General features: G+C 39.2%; 27 protein-coding genes and 1 pseudogene. 9 read left to right on the forward strand and 19 right to left on the reverse strand.

Features of this window, described 5'->3' with window-relative positions; all coding sequences use genetic code 11:
• Positions 1 to 167 precede the first annotated feature (167 nt).
• The 3 genes from FOC32_RS17145 to FOC32_RS16435 all read left to right on the forward strand — a co-directional run bounded on the left by FOC32_RS17145 (position 168) and on the right by FOC32_RS16435 (position 1910).
• Complete coding sequence (locus FOC32_RS17145; protein ID WP_255209521.1) at positions 168 to 296, forward strand: hypothetical protein; 129 nt, start codon at positions 168 to 170, stop codon at positions 294 to 296.
• A gap of 60 nt (positions 297 to 356) precedes the next feature.
• Entirely contained in the window at positions 357 to 488 is a 132-nt protein-coding gene (locus FOC32_RS17275) for a hypothetical protein (protein ID WP_005237071.1), read from the forward strand.
• A 138-nt stretch (positions 489 to 626) separates the two neighbouring features.
• Complete coding sequence (locus tag FOC32_RS16435; RefSeq protein WP_175968090.1) at positions 627 to 1910, forward strand: ribonucleotide-diphosphate reductase subunit beta; 1284 nt, start codon at positions 627 to 629, stop codon at positions 1908 to 1910.
• An 81-nt stretch (positions 1911 to 1991) separates the two neighbouring features.
• Here FOC32_RS16435 and FOC32_RS16440 read toward each other — a convergent pair whose 3' ends face one another.
• A complete protein-coding gene (locus tag FOC32_RS16440; protein ID WP_175968091.1) occupies positions 1992 to 2582 on the reverse strand; it encodes a DUF4142 domain-containing protein in 591 nt (196 codons plus the stop codon).
• A 555-nt stretch (positions 2583 to 3137) separates the two neighbouring features.
• Here FOC32_RS16440 and FOC32_RS16445 point away from each other — a divergent pair.
• Together FOC32_RS16445 and FOC32_RS16450 are read left to right on the forward strand one after the other, a co-directional pair.
• Positions 3138 to 3746, forward strand: a complete 609-nt coding sequence (locus tag FOC32_RS16445; RefSeq protein WP_034170083.1) for a DUF805 domain-containing protein — start codon at positions 3138 to 3140, stop codon at positions 3744 to 3746.
• Positions 3747 to 3828: 82 nt separating this feature from the next.
• Entirely contained in the window at positions 3829 to 4284 is a 456-nt protein-coding gene (locus tag FOC32_RS16450; protein ID WP_034170082.1) for a hypothetical protein, read from the forward strand.
• Positions 4285 to 4387: 103 nt separating this feature from the next.
• On the opposite strand, the gene FOC32_RS17150 is transcribed toward FOC32_RS16450, so the two are convergent.
• The 5 genes from FOC32_RS17150 to FOC32_RS16475 form a co-directional block, all read right to left on the reverse strand.
• Entirely contained in the window at positions 4388 to 4513 is a 126-nt protein-coding gene (locus FOC32_RS17150) for a hypothetical protein (protein WP_261635342.1), read from the reverse strand.
• Between the two features lie 18 nt (positions 4514 to 4531).
• Positions 4532 to 4813 carry a type I secretion C-terminal target domain-containing protein gene (locus tag FOC32_RS16455; protein ID WP_175968092.1) on the reverse strand — a complete coding sequence of 94 codons (282 nt, stop codon included), beginning with the start codon at positions 4811 to 4813 and terminating at the stop codon, positions 4532 to 4534.
• Between the two features lie 219 nt (positions 4814 to 5032).
• Complete coding sequence (locus FOC32_RS16465; protein ID WP_034170080.1) at positions 5033 to 6556, reverse strand: SwmB domain-containing protein; 1524 nt, start codon at positions 6554 to 6556, stop codon at positions 5033 to 5035.
• The gene (locus tag FOC32_RS16470) at positions 6520 to 7311 is read right to left on the reverse strand and encodes a BapA/Bap/LapF family prefix-like domain-containing protein (protein ID WP_175968093.1); all 792 of its coding nucleotides are present in this window, start codon (positions 7309 to 7311) and stop codon (positions 6520 to 6522) included. The genes FOC32_RS16465 and FOC32_RS16470 overlap by 37 nt, the downstream gene beginning before the upstream one ends.
• 449 nt (positions 7312 to 7760) lie before the next feature.
• Positions 7761 to 8408 (reverse strand): HAD-IA family hydrolase, encoded by a 648-nt coding sequence (locus tag FOC32_RS16475; RefSeq protein WP_034170079.1) that lies wholly within the window; start codon positions 8406 to 8408, stop codon positions 7761 to 7763.
• A 258-nt stretch (positions 8409 to 8666) separates the two neighbouring features.
• Here FOC32_RS16475 and FOC32_RS16480 point away from each other — a divergent pair, with 258 nt between their 5' ends.
• On the forward strand, positions 8667 to 9434 hold the full coding sequence (locus FOC32_RS16480; RefSeq protein WP_175968225.1) for a hydroxymethylpyrimidine/phosphomethylpyrimidine kinase: 768 nt from the start codon (positions 8667 to 8669) through the stop codon (positions 9432 to 9434).
• A gap of 111 nt (positions 9435 to 9545) precedes the next feature.
• Here the strand turns inward: FOC32_RS16480 and FOC32_RS16485 are convergent, their stop codons facing one another.
• Positions 9546 to 9989, reverse strand: a complete 444-nt coding sequence (locus FOC32_RS16485; protein WP_034170078.1) for a YybH family protein — start codon at positions 9987 to 9989, stop codon at positions 9546 to 9548.
• 334 nt (positions 9990 to 10323) lie between these two features.
• Here FOC32_RS16485 and FOC32_RS16490 point away from each other — a divergent pair.
• Positions 10324 to 11075 (forward strand): IS5 family transposase gene (locus FOC32_RS16490; RefSeq protein ID WP_416378058.1). Its coding sequence is split into 2 segments (ribosomal slippage): positions 10324 to 10558 and positions 10558 to 11075, totalling 753 coding nucleotides; the frame shifts between segments, so codons are not numbered across the junction.
• Positions 11076 to 11220: 145 nt separating this feature from the next.
• On the opposite strand, the gene FOC32_RS16495 is transcribed toward FOC32_RS16490, so the two are convergent.
• The 5 genes and pseudogenes from FOC32_RS16495 to FOC32_RS16515 form a co-directional block, all read right to left on the reverse strand.
• On the reverse strand, positions 11221 to 11583 hold the full coding sequence (locus FOC32_RS16495; protein WP_034171732.1) for a 5-carboxymethyl-2-hydroxymuconate Delta-isomerase: 363 nt from the start codon (positions 11581 to 11583) through the stop codon (positions 11221 to 11223).
• 115 nt (positions 11584 to 11698) lie between these two features.
• Positions 11699 to 12037 carry a zinc ribbon domain-containing protein YjdM gene (locus tag FOC32_RS16500; protein ID WP_034171733.1) on the reverse strand — a complete coding sequence of 113 codons (339 nt, stop codon included), beginning with the start codon at positions 12035 to 12037 and terminating at the stop codon, positions 11699 to 11701.
• Positions 12038 to 12161: 124 nt separating this feature from the next.
• A complete protein-coding gene (locus tag FOC32_RS16505; protein ID WP_004785131.1) occupies positions 12162 to 12608 on the reverse strand; it encodes an SRPBCC domain-containing protein in 447 nt (148 codons plus the stop codon).
• 238 nt (positions 12609 to 12846) lie between these two features.
• Positions 12847 to 13242 (reverse strand): ribonuclease E inhibitor RraB, encoded by a 396-nt coding sequence (locus FOC32_RS16510; protein ID WP_034171734.1) that lies wholly within the window; start codon positions 13240 to 13242, stop codon positions 12847 to 12849.
• Positions 13243 to 13492: 250 nt separating this feature from the next.
• Positions 13493 to 13777, reverse strand: a pseudogene (locus FOC32_RS16515) (hypothetical protein); the annotation flags it as partial.
• 231 nt (positions 13778 to 14008) lie between these two features.
• Here FOC32_RS16515 and FOC32_RS16520 point away from each other — a divergent pair.
• Together FOC32_RS16520 and FOC32_RS16525 are read left to right on the forward strand one after the other, a co-directional pair.
• The gene (locus tag FOC32_RS16520; RefSeq protein ID WP_175968095.1) at positions 14009 to 14404 is read left to right on the forward strand and encodes a transposase family protein; all 396 of its coding nucleotides are present in this window, start codon (positions 14009 to 14011) and stop codon (positions 14402 to 14404) included.
• On the forward strand, positions 14352 to 14822 hold the full coding sequence (locus FOC32_RS16525; RefSeq protein WP_175968096.1) for a transposase family protein: 471 nt from the start codon (positions 14352 to 14354) through the stop codon (positions 14820 to 14822). The genes FOC32_RS16520 and FOC32_RS16525 overlap by 53 nt, the downstream gene beginning before the upstream one ends.
• Before the next feature lie 443 nt (positions 14823 to 15265).
• On the opposite strand, the gene FOC32_RS16530 is transcribed toward FOC32_RS16525, so the two are convergent.
• The 7 genes from FOC32_RS16530 to FOC32_RS16555 all read right to left on the reverse strand — a co-directional run bounded on the left by FOC32_RS16530 (position 15266) and on the right by FOC32_RS16555 (position 20218).
• Positions 15266 to 15931 carry a pseudouridine synthase gene (locus tag FOC32_RS16530; RefSeq protein WP_034171131.1) on the reverse strand — a complete coding sequence of 222 codons (666 nt, stop codon included), beginning with the start codon at positions 15929 to 15931 and terminating at the stop codon, positions 15266 to 15268.
• An 87-nt stretch (positions 15932 to 16018) separates the two neighbouring features.
• Entirely contained in the window at positions 16019 to 16474 is a 456-nt protein-coding gene (locus FOC32_RS16535; RefSeq protein ID WP_175968097.1) for a hypothetical protein, read from the reverse strand.
• 745 nt (positions 16475 to 17219) lie between these two features.
• Entirely contained in the window at positions 17220 to 17933 is a 714-nt protein-coding gene (locus tag FOC32_RS16540; RefSeq protein WP_175968099.1) for an SIMPL domain-containing protein, read from the reverse strand.
• 126 nt (positions 17934 to 18059) lie between these two features.
• A complete protein-coding gene (locus tag FOC32_RS17085) occupies positions 18060 to 18308 on the reverse strand; it encodes a DUF6868 family protein (protein ID WP_034171128.1) in 249 nt (82 codons plus the stop codon).
• Positions 18309 to 18457: 149 nt separating this feature from the next.
• Positions 18458 to 18679, reverse strand: a complete 222-nt coding sequence (locus tag FOC32_RS16545; protein WP_004785142.1) for a hypothetical protein — start codon at positions 18677 to 18679, stop codon at positions 18458 to 18460.
• Between the two features lie 258 nt (positions 18680 to 18937).
• A protein-coding gene (locus FOC32_RS16550; RefSeq protein ID WP_175965977.1) for an IS3 family transposase occupies positions 18938 to 20013 on the reverse strand; the annotation gives its coding sequence in 2 pieces (ribosomal slippage) (positions 18938 to 19761 and positions 19761 to 20013; 1077 coding nt in all).
• Between the two features lie 46 nt (positions 20014 to 20059).
• The gene (locus tag FOC32_RS16555) at positions 20060 to 20218 is read right to left on the reverse strand and encodes a hypothetical protein (RefSeq protein ID WP_175968101.1); all 159 of its coding nucleotides are present in this window, start codon (positions 20216 to 20218) and stop codon (positions 20060 to 20062) included.
• Positions 20219 to 20381 lie beyond the last annotated feature (163 nt).

The following is a 20381-nucleotide window of genomic DNA, read 5'->3' on the forward strand; positions in this document are numbered from 1 at the left end:
AAGCCCTCTAGCGTCGACCAAAACTAACTAGAAGGCTTTCAATCTCGAAGTGATACCAAGATGGTCACAACGAGGCTGGCATATGAGAATGCGTGAACGATTCTATCATTGAATTAGTTTATGAGCCAGTAAGAGTCATCTTGATTTTGTATCAAGGAGTACTGAGCATGGCTAATAATCAAAAAGCAGCTCGAAGTGCTATCACTGGTCAATACGTTACTTTGGAATATGCTAAAAAGCACCCAAAGACCACGATTGTTGAAACAGTGAAGCCAGCAAAATCATCTAAAAAATGATTTAAACGTGAATCCTAGTTTCGGCTAGGATTCACAAACTAAAAGTAAAAGGAAACCTCAATGCCTCATATGACTCACAATTACATGTTAGGACTTGTGGCATTGATCCTTTCTTTTGCCGTTACCTTTTACGCACCGATTGCTTATTTCTGGTTTAAAGTTCGCCAGCAACAGCGTAAACAAAATAAGTAGTGGGGATTTATCTCTGAACAAATTCAGAGCATTCATCGACAAAACTTAATTTTGTTTACACAAATTGAGCGTATAGTAAGACATCTCAGCACTGCTGGATGTCTAATAAAAGATATAAAGCAACTAGAGAGAATTGATATGTCTATCCTAAGTTGGGACGATTTCGAAGATGATTCGCAAAAACCGGCTGCACCTGAACAGCAGCCTACGCCCGTCGAGCCGAAAAAAACGGCTAATCCGCAGATGGTATCTGATGCAAGCAACACATCGTCGAATGTGGCAGCTCCACAACCCGCTGCAGCCCCTCGAAGCGCAGGATCAAATTCAACCGATTCACTGGCAAGAGCATCTGCTTCCCTAGACCAACTGGACGTTGCGCCTGGTCTTGAAGAACTTGAGATGGGCGCACAGCGTGTACAGGTTGATGATAAACGTATGATCAACTGCCGTGCTGACTTGAACCAGTTAGTGCCATTCAAATACGAATGGGCTTGGCAAAAATATCTGGATGGTTGTGCCAACCACTGGATGCCTCAAGAAATCAACATGAACCACGACATCGCGTTGTGGAAGTCTGAAAATGGCTTGACTGAAGATGAACGTACCATCGTGATGCGTTCACTGGGCTTCTTCTCTACTGCGGATTCACTGGTTGCAAACAACCTGGTATTGGCGATCTACCGTCACATCACCAACCCTGAATGCCGTCAGTACATTCTGCGTCAGTCATTTGAAGAAGCGATCCATACGCATGCTTACCAGTACTGTATCGAATCTTTAGGTATGGACGAAGGCGAAGTCTTCAACATGTACCGTGAAGTTCCATCAGTAGCACGTAAAGCAGCTTGGGGCCTGAAATATACGCAATCTCTAAGTGATCCTACTTTCAAAACCGGTACGCCAGAAAATGACCAGATCCTGCTTCGCAACCTGATCGCGTTCTACTGTGTCCTTGAAGGTATCTTCTTCTACTGCGGTTTCACCCAAATTCTGTCTATGGGCCGTCGTAACAAGATGAATGGTGTTGCTGAGCAATTCCAGTACATCCTGCGTGACGAATCTATGCACCTGAACTTCGGTATTGATATGATCAACCAGATCAAGATCGAGAACCCACATCTGTGGACTGCTGAATTCCAGCAAGAAGTGATTCAGATGATCCTTGAAGGCACCATGCTTGAAATCGAATATGCACGTGACACGATGCCACGCGGTGTATTGGGCATGAATGCCGGTATGATGGAAGAATACCTGAAATTTATCTGTAACCGTCGCTTGAGCCAGTTAGGCTTGCCTGAACAGTTTACTGGTGTAAACAACCCATTCCAGTGGATGTCTGAAATGATGGATCTACGTAAAGAGAAGAACTTCTTCGAAACTCGCGTAACAGATTACCAAACTGGTGGTGCGTTAAGCTGGTAAGAAATATCACATGATATATAAAGTATTATGATCAAAAAAACCGCCTAAAATGGCGGTTTTTTTATTGGATGAATGCTTAACTTATTTCATCTTTTCAACAATTTGTTCAGCTTTTTTCAGATGTATCGCTACCGCAGTACGGGTTTGCGTCAACATGCTTTTTAATTCCGCATTTTTCGCATTTGGAATTAATTGTGTGTCCAAAGTGTTCAGGGCTTTACGATGTACTTCAACTTGGCTCATCATATAGTCTTTATCAGCTGCAGATGGCTTGCTCAGGTCAGTAACAATCTTGTCACTATCACTTTGCAATGCCGTACTGAGACTGCTTGCTTGCGGAGTTAATTTTAAACGGTCTGCCAGAGCCTGACCTTTTTTCTCATTCGCTGTATGTTCGCTAATCATCATTTGCGCATACTTACGTGCGTCATCTGTTTTAAGTTTTGGCAAGGCTATTTTTGCCTGTTTGATTTCACCGTTATTGACCGTACTTACAACCTTAATCACTTGACTCTCGGTTAAATGCATTCGACTGTCATTTGATGCTTTAGAATTTGCTTGAGCAGCAGTTGAAGATTGCTGATTCATTGCCATTGTTTGCCCAGCAGTGAATAGCAATACACCACTCATCGCAACACAGTTAATCATCCTCTTCATTGGAATAGCTTTCATCATGGCACCCTTTAATGTTTTATTAATTAAAAATGCCCTTATAAAATAGGTGAATTAGCTTAAAAACAGTGTAATGTCTAAGTTGTTTTATGAGATCAATATATAAGCATTTATTAACTTAAGCAAAGTCTGTTGAGGATTAGTTTCTTATTCAAACTCTACGTAAAAATTCGCAATATATTCATATTGAGTAAAATACTAAAATTAATTAAGTTATTGATTTAAATTATTTTTATAAATCTTAGTATATTCTTAATTATTTTTATAAATCTTAGTATATTCTTAGCTTTATTAAATTTACTTCAGTTTTTCTTCCCTTGAATTATTGCTTATTATTAAAAAAATTAAGAAAATCTAAATTTAATTAAACTATTCATTATCAGCTAAATCAACTTCTTACTAATCAGAATTTCTAACTTTAGATAGTGAAAATTTATTACCTAAATATTTTTATAAAAGCTTGATCTCAAACTAAATTTCCTATGCTACTATCAACCATATATGAATAATATTTATACAAATCCATAATAGCCAGAAGATAAATAGAGAGGGCTTATGAAAGGTTCCATCCTGGATTTTTCTATTCAAGATAATACGGGTTTTATCACAGGGGATGATCACAACCGCTACAGTTTTAGCGGTGCAGACTGGCGTGGACAACGCCCTCCATCACGCGGTGACCGGGTTGATTTTATTGTTAACTCAACCGGTCAGGCAGCAGATATTTATCTGGCTTTGGGCAGCTCGATTCATCTGGGAGAAAGCATTAGCAATCAGATTAACAAATATTCCAATCTGGATCAGGCTGAAGAGAATTATAGCAGTATCGACTGGTTTGTAAAATGTCTAACCAATTATGCAAATTTTTCTGGTCGTGCACGCCGTAAAGAATTTTGGTTCTTTATGCTGTTTTGTGTAATTTTAGGCATTATTAGTGAAGTCATTGATGCAGTTTTAGGGACCAAACCTTTGGTGAATGGCCTGCTAAATTTAGCTCTTTTACTCCCAAGTCTGGCTGTAGGGGCGCGTCGTTTACATGACATTGGACGCTCTGGATGGTGGCAATTGCTTGTGCTTACAGGGATAGGAATAATTTTACTCATTATCTGGTGGGCAAGTGATACCAAAAAAGAAAATAATGAATATGGCGCTCCTGCCAAGTAATGGAACATTACATATCCCGTCTTGATACGGGATGTGTTTATAGATTATTTAATTTAATATCAAAGCAATACGTGGGCAATTCATGCTGCAAGATCAGTTATCCAAACTTCCCAATGCAATATGGGTGCAAATTTATAAAGATAAAATGCAACTGATGGACAATGAGGGCACGATTGTGCAAACAATGGTCCCTCCCGTTCCCTATGCGCATGAACGCAGCATTATTGCTGACTTTAAGGCTGCCTCAGAAACCCTAAAACAGCTGGTATCTACTTCAATTGTTCAAAAACTTTGGGGCTCTACAACGCTGCTGCAAGTTATGGATATGCCTGAAGAGGGTCTGACAGCTCTTGAACAGCGTGCCCTGCTAGAGTTAGGTTATGAAAATAGTGCACAAAAGGTGATTCTGTATGATCCTGAAGGCCAGGAAATTACGAAAGCAAGCTTGAGCACCACATATCCTAAAACCAATCTAAAAATCTTTCTGGTTATCTTAATTGTCGTCATTGCTGCTTCTATCTGGTTTTTAACACTTTAAATGCCCATGTAAAATTAAAAAATCCCGCATCAAGCGGGATTTTTTAATTGAAGTTCAATGACATCACAAATTTTTATGAATAATCCATTTTAAAAACTTCTGGTTAGATTGGATTATATTTAATGATGTCATTCAGCTGTAAAGTTGCACTGTCTACATTCTGCAATATCAGCAAATCAGCGCGCGCAAAGGTGGTATCGGTATCGGAACCATCACGATCGATCGTCACGACTGTATCATCTCCACGTTATTCGAGCGTGATATAGTTCCCCAGATTTGATGCATCTACTGCCTGATCACTTAATAATGCAGAGACATCGATGGTATCACCTTCAACTGCATTGAAGTCAGTCCAGGTATCTGTACCATTGCCGCCTGTTGCATTAGCATTATTCAGTAAATAATAGATCGCTGTGTCTGCTCCTGCACCACCCGTCAGGATGTCATCACCTGCGCCACCCTGTAACAGGTTATCTGCTGGATCATCAGCATAGTTAAGAATCTGGTTTACGCGATCAATATTAATCACCAGATTTGCTGAAGCACTTTCCTGATCGGCCTGTCCCGCATTACGCGTTACTGTATATTCAAATACCTCACTGAGTAATGGGCTCTGTCCTACTGAACTATTGTATTCATAACTGAAATTACCATTTTCATAGAGTTTGAGCTCACCATACGTCCCTTCGATAATGGTAAAGTTATCTCCCTCATCACTTAAATCGAAAGTTACTGGCTGCCCATTAATCTAAGTTAATACGCCACCCGCCCAATTATCCGCTTGTGTGCCGTCGGCTGAAGTTTCCTGAATATTGCCTGTTGCACGGTAGATTTCTCTATTAACTTCGTAGACTTCAGCAGTGGTTCCACCAAATAGCGTTAATGGATTACTTAAGGCTTCTTGAGCGATCAGGTCTATCAAGCCATCAACAGTAGGCAAAACATCACCCAGCCCTAAAGTACTCAGCAATGTATTTAATGATCCTAGTAAGGTATTTAAACCAGTCGTCAGGCCAGTATCTTCAAGCACGGTATCTAGCAAAATATCGCTAACTAATGGTTCTACCAGGTTATCGAATAATGCCTGACCTGCACCGTCTACCCCTTCTAAAATTCCATTTAGAAGCGCATCTAATGCTGTACCCAATCCTAAGGTAGTTAATAGGAATCCTAATGCCCCGCCTCCATTCCCTGCAAGTAAACTCCCTACGGAGGTATTGTATACATCAGTTAATATTGGGCGAACTAGTATGTTATCCAGAGCCAGTGACAAAACTGAATCAACTGCTGTGGTTAAAGTATTTATAATTGGTACAGAAGAACCTGTAGTTAAATCCAATAACTCACGAAGTGTCAATTGCTCCAGAATTCCACGAGGATCAGCATTTTGGCCAGTCAAGGTAGCTTCCAGTAGACCTAATACGGTATCTGACACCAGATTGTTAACCGTGTTATCCCCTAAACTTGCTAGATCTATAGTGGTCAGGATATCTGCTAATTGTGAAGAATCACCATATACAGAGACTTCATAGATTCCAGCAGACAAGTCATTAATATCTAGCTTCAATCCTTGAGCATCTGCCACTCCACCCAGTAGCTCCAGTCCCAATGCACCAGCAATCAAGCCGCCTTGACTGGTATTTGCTGAAGCGACCTCAAATTCTTCGACAGTGGTTGTATTACGTACTACGAAAGTAAAGGCATTAGCCAAGCCAACCAGATTTTCTTGCTGTACAGCGATCACTACACTAGAAGTATTTTCCTCAATCGTAAAACCGACTACGGCAACTTCCGAAGTGCCATTGAGCACGTCGATACCACTACTATCACTATATGTTGCCACTACAGTCGCATCTTGTGATCCTTCCAAAATTGCGGACACATTATCATCGGTAAGATTCAGTAAACGTTCTGAATTATTTACAACTCCATTGGGTAGATCCGCTGTAGTAAAGCTTGCGGCATCATTCCCTGCCAAGTCCTGAATTGCATTGTCATCATTTCCAGGGGTTGGATCAGTATATTCAACACTAACGCTCTGCCCAGCTGTAATCACTGGATTGGTAATCATCGTGAGGATATTTCCATCGGCAGCAATATTGATCACATCGACTGTAGTCTGATCTGGAGCTGTACCGATTGTAACGACTAGACTATCTAAAGGTGGTAAATTGTCTGCATCTAGAGTTTCGTTAAAACTAAGTTCGATATTGCCATTGGCATTAACTTCGGCAGCTAAAAGTACGGGCCCACTAATATCCGGATTCTGCACTCCCTTACATCATCTGAATCCAGATCTTCTAATACATTCCCTTCTGAATCCTTAATTCCCTGATTATCATCAGGTGTACTATCCTGATATTCAACCGTAACTTCTTGTCCGTCCCGGATCTCTGGTTCCGTAATCAGGATAATCTTATCATCTTGTACAATAATATCGGTGACGGGAATTTCTTCTCCATCCACAACTACTGTGAAATCTTCAGCGCGTGGATTTGAACCATTTATATTTTCATCGAAACTCAGTTCAAGCTGGCCTTCTTCATTTACAATGACGCCGGTTAACTTCGGCGGACTCATATCCCGATTATCCGAACTACTTCCTGAGGATGAGCCTCCACCTGCCGCTGCCGCAATAGCTCCTAGAGCCAGTGCTCCACCCAGCCAAGGTAAAACACCCGCAGCTACGGTTCCACTCTCAGCCAGATCTCCTGTAAGCGAGTGATATTGAATCGTATCGAGCATTACCCCATTTTCATCAGTAAATTCCGCCCAGTACAATTGGCCTTCATGCTCAAAAACGATTCGATTATCATTCACTGCATAATCAAAATAATTTTCGATCGTAATAGTTTCACCATTTTTAAAATGGATAACAGCCGAATTACCTTGACGCTTAATTTTTGCCACTTCATCAATCGTGGCATTTACCTTAATCACTGATTTTTCGGTTAAATTCACAATATTAGTATTAATATACTGAATTAATTCTCCATTCTCTGCAGACAATATCTGTATATTCGCCATATTATTCCCATCCTTTTTTATAATCTATTTATTGCTTAATTAAACGTGAAATACATATCATCAAAATCAAGGGATGAGAATCTGAAAAATGTTATCTTTAACTTGTTACCAAATATTGAAAACATAGTGAAATGAATAAATTAAAAAATTATTATAAAATTAAGCTGTTGAATTTTAATATTTTATATAGATTTAAATAAATAGATATTAAAATATGGAAAATATGTTTTTGTGAATTATAATTAAACTATGACATTCACCACATAAAATACATTATTATATTTATGTAAGCCTAAAAAATATTAGAACAAAAGTATACAAATAATTAATCAAGTTAACGCAATAAAATAGATTTCTATTCAAAAGATAAAGTTAAAAATTATTGTTAATAATGAATATAAAAAATGCTCCTAAACATAGAAGCATTTTATTTTAATGAAAATAAAAAATTATTTTAAATAGTTTAATAAATGACTAAAGTTCTCAATCATATACTTAGGCTGTGCCTGCTGTAATTCAATTTCTGAACCATAGCCGTATTTGACTGCAATCGACTCAATCCCGTTATGGCGGGCACCAAAAATATCATGCTCACGGTCCCCCACCATAATGCATTGATCAGCCTGCATGCCTTGTTGTTCCAGAATATACTGAATCAGTTCCCCTTTATTGGTCCGATCACCATTCAGCTCACTGCCATAAATCTCAGTAAAATACTGGACCAGATTAAAATGTTCCAGAATCTGTTTGGCATAAACGGTTGGTTTTGCTGTTGCGAGAAACAGACGATAACTACGGCGTTTAAGTTCCGCCAGAGTTTCAGCTACGTCTTCAAAGACGTGATTTTCATATAGACCAGTCACTGCGAAACGCTCACGATATGCCATTAGTGCCTGTTCAGCCAGAGTATCATCCGCATCTACATTCAGAATTTTGGCTAACGAAGCTTTTAGAGGAGGCCCGATAATCCAGTCAATATTCGTGTCTTCACTGATCGGATGACCCACCTTTTCCAGACCATAGCGGGCAGAAGTCGTAATCCCCACTTTTGGGTCAGTTAATGTACCATCCAAGTCAATTAAAATATTCTGAATCACACCTTGTCCCCTATATTTGCAACCGACATCATTTCATATCGTGAGTATAGCCAGATTTCTCTACGCTAAAGCAATTATTAGGCCATAAAAACAAGCCAATAACGCCCATTTACAGGGCAATCATTCCTGTATTTTAATCAGAGAAAACATTCGAAATTTTACCTGACAGACAGTTCTTGCAAGTGATAGAAATTAATATCGAGAGTTTGAATAAATTTGCCTATACTAAGGCAATTTTAGTGAATGAAGGACATCATTTTGCGACCTACCGTACTTTGCTTTTCAGGTTTAGATCCTTCAGGTGGAGCAGGCCTTCAAGCAGATATTGAAGCCATCGGTCAAAGTGGTGCTCATGCTGCAATTGCCTGTACAGCCCTGACCATCCAGAACTCGCAACAAGTCTTTGGTTTTGAAGCAACTTCAAAGGAATTACTGCTGGCTCAGGCCAATGCCGTGGTAAAGGATCTACCGATCCGCTGTGTTAAATCAGGCATGCTGGGTACTACTGAAAATATTGAGGCGCTGGCAGAATTTCTAACAGCGCATGCAGATTATCAGTATGTACTGGATCCGGTGCTGGTAGCCAACAGTGGTGGCTCACTCGGCAATCAGGCCACACTGGTCAAAGCGTTTAAACAACTGATTCCACTAGCCACGATTTTAACTCCGAATACAGTTGAGTTGCGTGCCCTAACAGGTGAACAGGATTTAGATCAAGCCACGCAGAAACTGTTTGAAATGGGTGCTCACGCGATTCTGGTTAAAGGCGGCCATGAAGATACTCCCGACTATATCCAGAACCGTCTATATATTCAGGGTGAATTGATCAACGAAACCCGTTGCCCGCGTCTGGAGGGTGAATATCACGGCTCAGGCTGTTCATTAGCAAGTTTTATTGCCGGACGTCTAGCCTTGGGTGACCAGTTAAAAACAGCCGTACAACATGCAGAAACCTGGTTATTTGGTGTATTAAAGAATGCGGAAATTCCGGTACCGGATGGTCAGCGGATTCCAAAACGTTTCTAATCTTCCCTAAATAAAAAAGCCTGAACGATTCAGGCTTTTTATGGTGATTTTTTTCAAGAATGGACAAATAGACATGATGATCTTGTTACAATGAAATTTAAAACTTGCGCCTTAACCTGCCAGTTTCACAGGACGCAGTTTTTCAGTTTTCTCCTGAACAGGAACAGAAATATGTTGATAATGCAATTGCCAATGATCTTGCTGTTTGCTCAAGACCATGCTGAAGCGGCACCATTGTAAAGGAAAATATCGTTCCATCGCCGCATAGGCAATCCGGACATACCCATATACGAAAGCCATGTCATTATTGACCTGAATGGTGACCTCCTGCCGTTCAACGCGCATACCATTGTTGCGCATATATGGGCGGTACTGTTGCCATGCAGCCTGATAAGCCTCAATCCCTTTCAGCTCGGAGCTAATATCAATCAGACAGACATCTGGTCGGCAAAGTTGACGAATTTCGCTGAATTCAAGTGAACAAATAGCTTGATCCCATTTTTGTAAAAATGTCCTGACTTCCTGAGCCAGACATTCTTCCCCTATTATTTTCATTGAATACCTCTCTATAAGGTTTTATTCAGACTTGAAAACCGAGATTTCAAGCATCTCATCATTTTTCAGTCTTTCTTGTTTTTCATTATTTTTAATTATGTGGATGGGTTCTGGTTTTACCCATCCCCCATAGATCAGGTCAAAAATGTGACCTAATACCTAAAATTACACCATTTTTTAATCATAGGCAAAATTTTCTGATCAACTACAATCATCAGGTGAATTTTGACTGATTATTTAAATTTTTATGCTCTAGGGCGTGTCATCATTTGAAGAATTGGTTTTAAATACTTAAAATCCTCCTTTAAGCTCTTTTCATTTCTATATGTTTTCAATGGCACGTACTCTTCTTACCGATGATATTTGGCAGCAAATTCAAGATACTATGCGATTACACGGTTGTTATTGTTCAAAAAATAGTAGAAATATCATGGAAGCCATCTTATGGAAACTACGTACGGGTGCGACATGGCGTGATATTCCTCAAGAATTTTGCCCTTGGCAAACTGCTTACAATCGCTTTAATCGCTGGGCAAGTAAAGGATTATGGGATAAATTTTTTTTAGATTACGAGGCATTCTGGATCAGGAATGGGTATTCATTGATGGAAGCTACATACGCGTGCATCAACATGCAAGTGGAGCTCGGCATGGTTTCGAAAGAGCAATTGGACAATCACGCGGTGGACGAACAACAAAAATACATCTTGCAACCGACGCGAATGGATTACCGATTGATTTTAAAATCACTGGGGGTGACGTCCACGACAGTCAAGTTGCAAAACAACTGATTGATATTGTAGGCGAGGCAACTTATCTCATTGCTGACAAGGGGTATGATGCTGAGCACATTAGAATATGTGCCAAGAACAAGAATATGATTCCCATTATTCCATTGAGATCAAACAGTAAGAGATCGAATAAGGAATTTGATAAATATCTATATAAATTAAGACATTTAGTTGAAAATGCTTTTGCGAGATTAAAACATTTCCGTGCTATTGCAACTCGATTTGATAAACTAGCACGCAATTATAAATCTATAATCCGTATAGCCTGCATATTTATTTGGTGCAAAGCCAAATGAGGACACGTCCTAGTTTTATTTATCGTTCTTTATATTTCAAAATTGCTTTGATACTTCTCAATTTTTTATTAAGTTCTTATACATTCAAGATAAAGAGAGGAACTAGGAAAACTTCATTTCTAGTCCTCACTTCAATCTAAAAAATTCAAATAATAGCTTTAGTGTAAGTTTCTTTGTCCATTTCCAGAATTTCAACACAGAGCTGAATCTTTAGCCCTGGCTGCGAGACAATGTGCTGCTGCATGACCTGAAGTACCAGCTTGGAAATTGCTTGACAAATGTCCAGACTACGACCAGTCAGGAGAAAAACTTTAGCATGCACATAAGCCTGATCTGTCTTCTGCTCTAGTCCAATCAGAAAATCTTGCTGTACAATCGCCCGGCTTTTTAAATCATTCGGCTCATTAATATAACCGGCGTTAAATAAGGCCTGATGAATTGCCAACATTAAAGGTTGGGTTTCGAGCTGCTGAATATTATCTGAATATTCAAGATGAAGATGAGGCATAAAGCATAGATCCAGGCATGATATAGTGATCAGAAGAGATTGATCTTCGAGTTTGAGGAAGAAGCATAAACCTTCAAACCCGAAGACCGAAAGCACTCATTCGTATAAGAACGTATTAGGCTTTTTTCACATATTCAGATTTGAGCTTCATGGCGCCAATGCCATCAATTTTACAGTCAATATCATGTCCATCAGTTGCATCGGGTAATAGACGAATATTTTTGACCTTAGTCCCGACTTTAACCACTGAAGAAGACCCTTTAAGTTTAAGATCCTTAATCACCGTAACTGTGTCGCCATCAGCCAGCAGATTGCCATGCGCATCCTTGATGACCACAGTTTCCTCAGTTGCTTCCCCTTCTTTCCACTCATACCCACATTCTGGGCAGATTAACAAGTCACCATCTTCATAGGTATATTCAGACTGGCATTTTGGGCATTGTGGTAGAGCCATAGCAACCTCGACAAAATAAAAAAATAAAAGAAAAAACAAAAAATTAAAGCTGAATTATAGCATCTTTGGATAGGTTCATGCTCAAGCTTTAAAAGGATCTCCCGCTCAACTTAATTAACTGAACTTAACCATCCAAAATATGTGGATTGACCAGCCAGGACAAAAGCTGCAATGACTCTTGCCAGCTTAAGTGACATGCAGATGGCGGTACCAGATCCGGATAACCCACCTGAATAATATGCAGGCTGGTGCCTACAGACACTTTTTCAAAGATGAGCGTGACTTCAATTTCACCTTTGACTTCAGGTGTAGAAAAGCAATCGGTATAGCGCAGTAGCTGGTTGGGAATAACTTCATGATAGGTGCCATGTAAATGATGCTGGGTACCTGTAGCAAAATTGGTCAGGGTGATTTTATAGCTGCCTCCCGGTTTGACTTCGGCATGCTCAACTCTGGCAGTGAAGCCATGCGGTGCCAGCCATTTTGCAATAGCATCTGGATGAATAAAGGCCCGGTACACCCGTTCCGGTGGCGCACTGAATACGCGATGCATTTTTAGGGTATAACTCATTTCAGCCTACCTTTTTTCTTGTTCTTACTGAAAGATTATTTTTATTTATTATTCGGACGGATCATCCCGATCTCGTCGGCCTCAGTATTTAAATAACTGCCCAACATACTGTACGGCCTAAATATAATTGTTATCTATCCATTTTATAGGATGTATAACAAAAAACTACAGTTGACCCGACCAATACCGCAGGCGATAAAAAACCCGGCTTAACCGGGCTTGAATAAGGAAATTTTGATTAGCTGCTACGCAGTTTGCTTTCGCCCTCTTCCGGGTCGCCTTCATCATCATAGACATAGGCCATACAGCCCCAGCCGTCATATTCACCCTGAAATTCAGCGGCAATTCTGGTAAACCATTGTTCCAGATCGACAATATTTTCATAGGTAGGCTGCATATAGACATGAATAGTAATTGTCCATTCCAGCGTATCGCTCTCCTCATCCTGATATAGGCTTATCTTTTGTTCTTCTTTAAGCAAGTGCAATGCACAGCGGTCAGCCTGTTCTTCACTATTAAAGGCTATCGAGAATTCAATTTCATGGTCGTCCTGCAGATCATCACCATCCTGATACATTTGCCACAGTACATGACCATTTTCATCGTCAGGGAATTTGTCATAATCGCGTGCCATAGAGATATCCTTATTATGATGTTTTATTATTCGATTCAGCTTAACTTATTTTATTTGAATTATCGAGTACAGAATATGAAAAAAAATTAACTTTCTCTAAATAACCAACTGAATTTTATGAATATAAATTTAATAAATTGAGAAAAAAAGCTGCATTTTCATCTAATTAAAAATACCTACATATCAATCTGCAGATTAAAAAATTTTATCGGTTGATTTGTCTTTTTTAATTGGAGTTAGGAAGCAATCACTGCAGATGGCTCAGACAAATGTACTGTTCAATGTTACAGATATCCTGATATTTTTTATATTTATTCAGTTCAGTTTTGGCGATCCCCAACTGCATCCGTAGCTGGGTCATTTCATAATTTAATTCATCAACTTGTGTTTCATAATTAGCTAATTTACTGCGTGAATGATCCAGATTTTCCTGTAGAAACCGAATATTGTTTCTTGATAATTTCAGGCTATTGAATACCCGTAGTAATACAATGATTAAAACACTTGCGAGAACAAAGAGCGCGCCACTTAGCATCATCCTGTCCCTTACCTCTTGCACCATATATAGGCACTAAAAAATTAAAAATTTATGATGTTTTAAAGTTATTCTGCATAATTTAATGAGGAGAATCAAAGATAAAAAATGACCATAAATATTTAATATATTTAATCTTTTAAATAGATCTCTTTCATAAATCAAAAAACGATCTTCTTTTTGGTTAATATTTGCCCTCCGGATTTCTTGGCATTCGTGCATAATCTGCGGATGAAATACATCGATTCAAACAAGCTTTCTGATCCTCAGTTTAAGCGATACACAGGCATCTCATGGTCAACTTTCTATTTGATGGTTGAGCAATTGCAAAAGCATGTCTCTGCCAAAGGCAGACCGCCCAAGTTAAGCCTGGAGGATCAGGTTCTGCTCTGTCTGAGCTATTGGCGGGAATACCGAACCTTATTTCACGTTGCGACGAGTTACGGGGTTTCAGAGCCCACAGCCTCAAGAATTGTCCGTCATATTGAAGACTGCCTGATTCGGTCCAATCTGTTTAATTTACCCAAAGATTTACCCGAGGGCGAAGGCATCGACTGGAATGTTGTGATCGTGGATGCCACGGAAATTCCAATCCAAAGGCCTAAAAAAACAGAAGAAAAGCTATAGCGGCAAGAAAAAGACCCATACCTTTAAAGTACAGGCCATGATTCACTACAAAACTCAGCAAATTCTGAGTTTATGTACCAGTCGCGGTGCAGTGCATGATTTCGAGTTGTTCAAACGCAATTTAAACCAGATTCCTTCAGGAGCCTTTGTTCTTGCGGATAAAGGCTATCAGGGGATTTATGTGTTGTATCCGAATAGCCTGTTGCCCTTAAAAGCCAAAAGACACTGTAAATTGGATCCTGAATTGAAAATCTATAATCAGGAAATCAATAAAAGAAGAATCGGAATAGAGCATGTATTTGGCAGCCTGAAAACCTTCAAAATCCTTGCTGAGCGTTATCGAAATAGAGGTAAAAGGCTTGGTTTGAGATTCAATTTAATCGCTGGAATCTACAACTTGGAACTGAGCAAAAAATGATTTATGAAAGAGATCTAATGATCTTCCACCTATAAAACCTTAATATTTTTATGCCTATCAATTTACTTAAAATGAATCTGTTGGTGATAAGCGATTAGAGTGGTTTTTATTTTTATATCAAAAGTTATAAGATCGAATTTTGGATAGGCTGAAAATCTTGAGAAAAACCTAATAAAAATAGACAGATCAAACAGTTAAACTAAAGATAAAGTGATAAATCCCCCTTAAATGATTTCTGAAATTTTTCCGGATACACTTTTTTAATTTCAAAAAATCATTACTTGATAAGACATGATTCCGAACATAATTTTTCTAGAAAACTGCTTAAATTCAACTCCATAATTTTCCGATGATTGAAATAAATTCTGACATTTCTGTTGCAGCTTACTGAAATTCAAATATTTATCAGAATCTATATTCATTTTTTGAATGGTTAAGTCTCACTAAAATGGCGCAGGTGCAAGAATCTCAACTTTATGACCACTCAAGGGTTGAGTAAAAGTCAGTTCACTGGCATGCAAGGCCATGCGATTAAGATGACTACGCGTTGGTTCCGGATGATAGATTTTATCGCCCGTAATCGGATGACCGATATGCAGCATGTGGACTCTGAGCTGATGTGAACGTCCGGTAATTGGCGTCAGTAATACCCGGCTGATGTCTTGCTCAGGCAGATATTCCAGCCGTTGATAGAGTGTTTTGGCAGCTTTACCCAGTTCAAAATGTACCATTTGCCGGGGGCGATTTTCCCAGTCAGTAATTAAAGGCACATCGACACTGCCCTCGGTCTGAATTTCCCCCTGTACCAGCGCAATATAGTGCTTGCTGACTGTACGTGCCTGGAACATTTTACTGACCGCCACTTCGGCTTCGCGATGTTTGGCAAACATCAGTATTCCGGACGTCGCCATATCCAGACGATGGGTAATTTTGGCATTCGGATAACGCTCTAGTACCCGTAGATAAGCACTGTCATGATGCTCAGGCAAACGTCCCGGAACAGACAACAAACCGGCCGGCTTCTCAATGACGACTAGATCATCATCTTCATACAGAATATGCAATGGGTCTTGAGGCGGCGCGTAGACAAAGTTGTCGTTAATAGGCATGTGCTGTAAGCATTCAGGAGAAAACGCGCAAAATAACAATGTCAGGGAATACTGTCAATCCAGCCCTGTTATAGAATCAATGCCCGACTAAGCTTTGGACGCTGCACTGATGGGAGATACTGAATGACCTGACTGATACTGGGTTTTCAGGCTGTCGAGATCTTCATTTAAGAATGTCATAAGATATTGCTGAACCTGTGACATAGTCAGACTGCGAAATGACACATAGTCTTTGTTTTTCAGGCTAAATAGTCCCAGAATTTTATGTTGAGCTTCGACTTCAATATCACTTTCCAGCCTGAACTCAAGCTGACCTGACGGCGCCAGTTCATTCAGCGTGATCTGAATTGACTGTTCAGCATCGGAGTCTGTTACGGTAAAAGTGGTAACGGCGGCTTGCATCTGTAATTGTAAAATCCGTAACTGTTGCCAATTGATGGACTTAAAAGTAGAGAGAATTTCTTCTGCCGATAAGCTGCCTAGCTGCTCTGCTTCGTCTTCTTTCTGATGCGGATAACTGATTTCTAATTCATATTTTTTCATGAGACGTGCCCCTTTCTTATATGCAAAATTATCATAGCATTCTGTTTTATTTTTCAAGGATATAATTTGTGAGCAAATATTAAATATATTATATTTTAAATTATTTATATCAAATACTTATAAACAACCGGTGACATTAGAATAGTATTTAAATAAAGGATAATTGAAAGCAATAGGCTACAAATAAAATAGATTAGATATGTGATTTTAATAGTATTTATTTGAATCTCAAATGAATTTAAAGCTATTTGAGGAAGAAGATAAGTGACTGGTTAAGGAAAGTATTAAGCAGTTTGGAGGAGAAGATTTATTATTAGAAGAGAAAATTTTGAGGGTGTTGGGAAAACATCTTGATGGTTTACTTCAACTATCACTCTTTGTAAGAAATGATCTTATAGCCTATAAACTTTTGGTCTATAGCGTCCTAAGCCGAATCGAGACCTTTTGGGTTCGTACTGCACTCGCGTTTTGCGCCACTCACAGCATGCTACTCTTTTCGATCCCATCACACCCTTGAGATATATAGTAGCCAAGCTGCGGTAAAATTAATTTCCTAAGATTTTTTAATTTTCCCAGTTTTTGAAAATATTTTTCTTAGAATATATTTATAGAAGAATTTTTTATCTTTTAGCTCAAAATAAAGATCTTTTATTGCAGAAAGAGCAGAATTTCTGGAATTTATCTTCATTTAAAACTTCATTCTGCTCTAAATTTTTCAGACCGCTAAGTTCAGTTTTCCAGCCATTTAATCAGCCAGATAATAATCCACTGTAGAAACCACACGAACTTTCTTTAGATAAGGCGTATTGCTGTCACGATCCTCAATGCTAAACAGACCTTGATTGGCTGTCTTGATTTTCCCGAGACGGCTTTGAGAATCCGCTGCAAACTTTTCTGCCACACTGCGGGCATTTTGTGTGGCCTCTTCAATCATCGCCGGTTTGATGTCATTCAGTTTGGTAAAAATATATTCCGTTCTTTGCCCAGAATCATCACCACCAAAAGCAATACCTTTTTTACCGAGAGCGACCAGACGGGTTTGCGCTGCACGGACTGCATCAATATTGTGGGTATAAACCGTAATAGTCTGATGCGCGGTATAACGTAGCGCGACATTGGCATCACCGCCGTATTGCTGTGCGTATTTATCTGTAGTGACTGGAGAACCTGTGTTAATTTCTTCTGCCTTAAAACCTTCGCCTTTTAAGAACGCCTGAATTTGTTGGGTTTGCAGCTCCATGGTGTCATACAGTTCTGTCAGATCCTGACTACCGCCACTAAAACGGATGGGCCAGACTGCGACATCGGCTTTCACTTCACGTTCCGACAGCCCTTTTACGGAAACAATCCGCTCATATTGTTTAATCTTGACCGCACTATTGCCCAGAATGAATCCGGCAATAATCATTCCCAAGCCGATCAATGCACCTAAAATTAAGGCAGGTTTAAACTGATTCATTGAGCCGAACTCCTTTTCTATATTATTTATTCTGTTTCGAGCATTTTAAGCGTTTAAACTGCTCTGTGTAATGCTAATGCGACTATCAATTTTATTTATTCTTGAAACCTGCGAAAGTTTTATCTCCTAACTTTTCCCAATTAAATATATGGCTATCAGCGGAACCAGATTGAATAGGAATATTCCGATTTTATAGAGGGCCATGCCGCCATAATGAACGGCATCAAAAGTCGAATCTGAAAGCTGAAACCATCGACTATGCAATCGTTTTACCCAGTCTCGTAAAAAGACAATGAGCAAGAACCAGAGCATTAAAATGCTGTAATTCAAAGCCAATGTATAAAGTAAAAACCGACACCAGAAATCGAGGTCCATAGTGATTCCCTGCCTGTAGAGCCATCTATCATTAAGTTAACAGATCAATCAAATCTTCAGGAATTACTGATTTGTATCTGTAATCTAAAGGGGAATGGTTTAAATATTTTGAGCTAAAAGTTTCAGTTCTCACTCTCAGCGATCACTTTTTAGCGTACAAACAGATGACGGGTATGATGATTGATATAGGCATTTAAGCCATCACCATACTGGGCCAGCTGTTTCATATTTTCCACATGCTGATAGCCTGCACTGCTATAACTATAGGTATACACTTTCGAAGTTTTCTTGAATTGAACCCGAATAAACTCATTGCCAATCTCATAATTGGCCACACCCGAGTCATGATTGAGATCAAGATAATGTTGCAATTGAGCAGCCCTAAACATGATAAATCTATAATTTTATATGGGGTCGAATTGATCAATTTTCAAACAGAATAAATGATAAAACCCACTGTATAGCAGGTTTTAAATGACGCCCAATATGTCTATGAATCTCATTCTGTACAGCACTTATGACAGCCCTCTACTTTCTCTCTCGGCCAGTTCATTCTTGCCCGTTTATAAGCCAGATGGTAATACCCCCATTTTTAATTGAGTTAATGAGTAGAAAAATCGAAGCCTTTATCATTGTTTAAATTTAGGTGGTTTACCATCAACTGACATATGAGGTCGTTGATGATTATAAAAGTGTTGCCATGCTGTTGTATAGTCTTGAACATCTTCAAGTTCTCGAAATAAATATTGATTTAAACATTCATAACGTACTGTCCGATTGAAGCGTTCTACATACGCATTTTGTTGTGGATTGCCAGGCTGGGTAAATACATGCTCAATTTCATGCTGCTTACACCATGCCTCCATTAAATCACTGATGTACTCTGGTCCATTGTCACTTCGGATTCGTTTTGGTTTACCTCGCCATTCGATGAGTTGATCCAACCCTCGAAGTACTCGTTCGGCGGGTAAGGAGAAGTCAATCAAGATATCTAATGACTCACGGTTATAGTCATCAATGACGTTGTGCACACGGTAACTGCGGCCATCACTGAGTTGATCGTGCATAAAGTCCATTGACCATGATTCATTCTGCGCTTCTGGTACTGCAAGAGTTTCAGGCTTTATTCGTTTAATGCGTTTGTTGGGTTTAATCCGAAGGTTAAGCTCAAGCTCCTTATAAATGCGATAAATACGCTTGTGATTCCAAGGGTAGCCTTGGACATTACGCAGGTACAAAAAGCAAAGCTTAAATCCCCAAGTCTTATTCTCATTGGTGAGCTTAATCAGCCAATCTGCAATAACCATATTCTGCTCCTTCAATTGAGCTATATAGCGATAACAGGTTTGACTGACTTGGAATATGAGACAGGCCTTATTCACTGATATCTTATATTGCTCAACGGCTTGTTGAGCAAGTGACTTGCGTTGCGTTGGCCTTATAACTTTTTTGACAGTGCATCCTGAAGAATGTCTGCTTTAAGACGTTCATCCGCATACATGCGCTTTAGGCGGGCATTTTCTGTCTCTAGCTCTTTAAGTCGAGTCATCATGGAAAGATCCATGCCGCCATATTTGGACTTCCATTTGTAAAAAGTGGCAGAACTCATGCCATGTTCTCGGCATAGATTAGGCACTGGAGTACCTGCTTCAGCTTGCTTCAAAATACTCATGATTAAGCTGTCCGAATATTTAGTTGTTTTCATAGAAAATCTCCTTAGGTCAAGGCTATTCGATTTTCTACTTTTAAGTTCAATTATTTTTAGGGAGCATTACCAGATCATAATTAGCAAAATATCCAATCAGAATCTGGTTATCAAATTCTGGCAGGTTTTCATAGCCTCGTGTTGCGTTATGAATATAGTGCACGCCTTGGGCAGACTCTTGTTCATCTACAATAAATTTAATCATTTACAGTTCCCCTAATATTGTTTTTATAAAGTTCAACCACAAATAAAACCATACAGAAATTATGTCTTTATTGAATAAAAATCAAGCAATTTCATAAACAAGATAAGGACCTTTCTTTAAGCAAATATTTCATTAAAAATTAGTGATAAATATTTATTTATCT

This window comes from Acinetobacter sp. FDAARGOS_724, assembly GCF_013364475.1.
In the GTDB taxonomy this organism is placed as follows: Bacteria; Pseudomonadota; Gammaproteobacteria; order Pseudomonadales; family Moraxellaceae; genus Acinetobacter; species Acinetobacter variabilis.

Bases quoted from the DNA above. Each gene is read 5' to 3' on its own strand.
- FOC32_RS17145 (WP_255209521.1), top strand. From the start codon at position 168: ATGGCTAATAATCAAAAAGCAGCTCGAAGTGCTATCACTGGTCAATAC.
- FOC32_RS17275 (WP_005237071.1), top strand. From the start codon at position 357: ATGCCTCATATGACTCACAATTACATGTTAGGACTTGTGGCATTGATC.
- FOC32_RS16435 (WP_175968090.1), top strand. From the start codon at position 627: ATGTCTATCCTAAGTTGGGACGATTTCGAAGATGATTCGCAAAAACCG.
- FOC32_RS16440 (WP_175968091.1), bottom strand. From the start codon at position 2,582: ATGAAAGCTATTCCAATGAAGAGGATGATTAACTGTGTTGCGATGAGT.
- FOC32_RS16445 (WP_034170083.1), top strand. From the start codon at position 3,138: ATGAAAGGTTCCATCCTGGATTTTTCTATTCAAGATAATACGGGTTTT.
- FOC32_RS16450 (WP_034170082.1), top strand. From the start codon at position 3,829: ATGCTGCAAGATCAGTTATCCAAACTTCCCAATGCAATATGGGTGCAA.
- FOC32_RS16470 (WP_175968093.1), bottom strand. From the start codon at position 7,311: ATGGCGAATATACAGATATTGTCTGCAGAGAATGGAGAATTAATTCAG.
- FOC32_RS16485 (WP_034170078.1), bottom strand. From the start codon at position 9,989: ATGAAAATAATAGGGGAAGAATGTCTGGCTCAGGAAGTCAGGACATTT.
- FOC32_RS16495 (WP_034171732.1), bottom strand. From the start codon at position 11,583: ATGCCTCATCTTCATCTTGAATATTCAGATAATATTCAGCAGCTCGAA.
- FOC32_RS16500 (WP_034171733.1), bottom strand. From the start codon at position 12,037: ATGGCTCTACCACAATGCCCAAAATGCCAGTCTGAATATACCTATGAA.
- FOC32_RS16505 (WP_004785131.1), bottom strand. From the start codon at position 12,608: ATGAGTTATACCCTAAAAATGCATCGCGTATTCAGTGCGCCACCGGAA.
- FOC32_RS16510 (WP_034171734.1), bottom strand. From the start codon at position 13,242: ATGGCACGCGATTATGACAAATTCCCTGACGATGAAAATGGTCATGTA.
- FOC32_RS16520 (WP_175968095.1), top strand. From the start codon at position 14,009: ATGAAATACATCGATTCAAACAAGCTTTCTGATCCTCAGTTTAAGCGA.
- FOC32_RS16525 (WP_175968096.1), top strand. From the start codon at position 14,352: ATGCCACGGAAATTCCAATCCAAAGGCCTAAAAAAACAGAAGAAAAGC.
- FOC32_RS16530 (WP_034171131.1), bottom strand. From the start codon at position 15,931: ATGCCTATTAACGACAACTTTGTCTACGCGCCGCCTCAAGACCCATTG.
- FOC32_RS16535 (WP_175968097.1), bottom strand. From the start codon at position 16,474: ATGAAAAAATATGAATTAGAAATCAGTTATCCGCATCAGAAAGAAGAC.
- FOC32_RS16540 (WP_175968099.1), bottom strand. From the start codon at position 17,933: ATGAATCAGTTTAAACCTGCCTTAATTTTAGGTGCATTGATCGGCTTG.
- FOC32_RS17085 (WP_034171128.1), bottom strand. From the start codon at position 18,308: ATGGACCTCGATTTCTGGTGTCGGTTTTTACTTTATACATTGGCTTTG.
- FOC32_RS16555 (WP_175968101.1), bottom strand. From the start codon at position 20,218: ATGATTAAATTTATTGTAGATGAACAAGAGTCTGCCCAAGGCGTGCAC.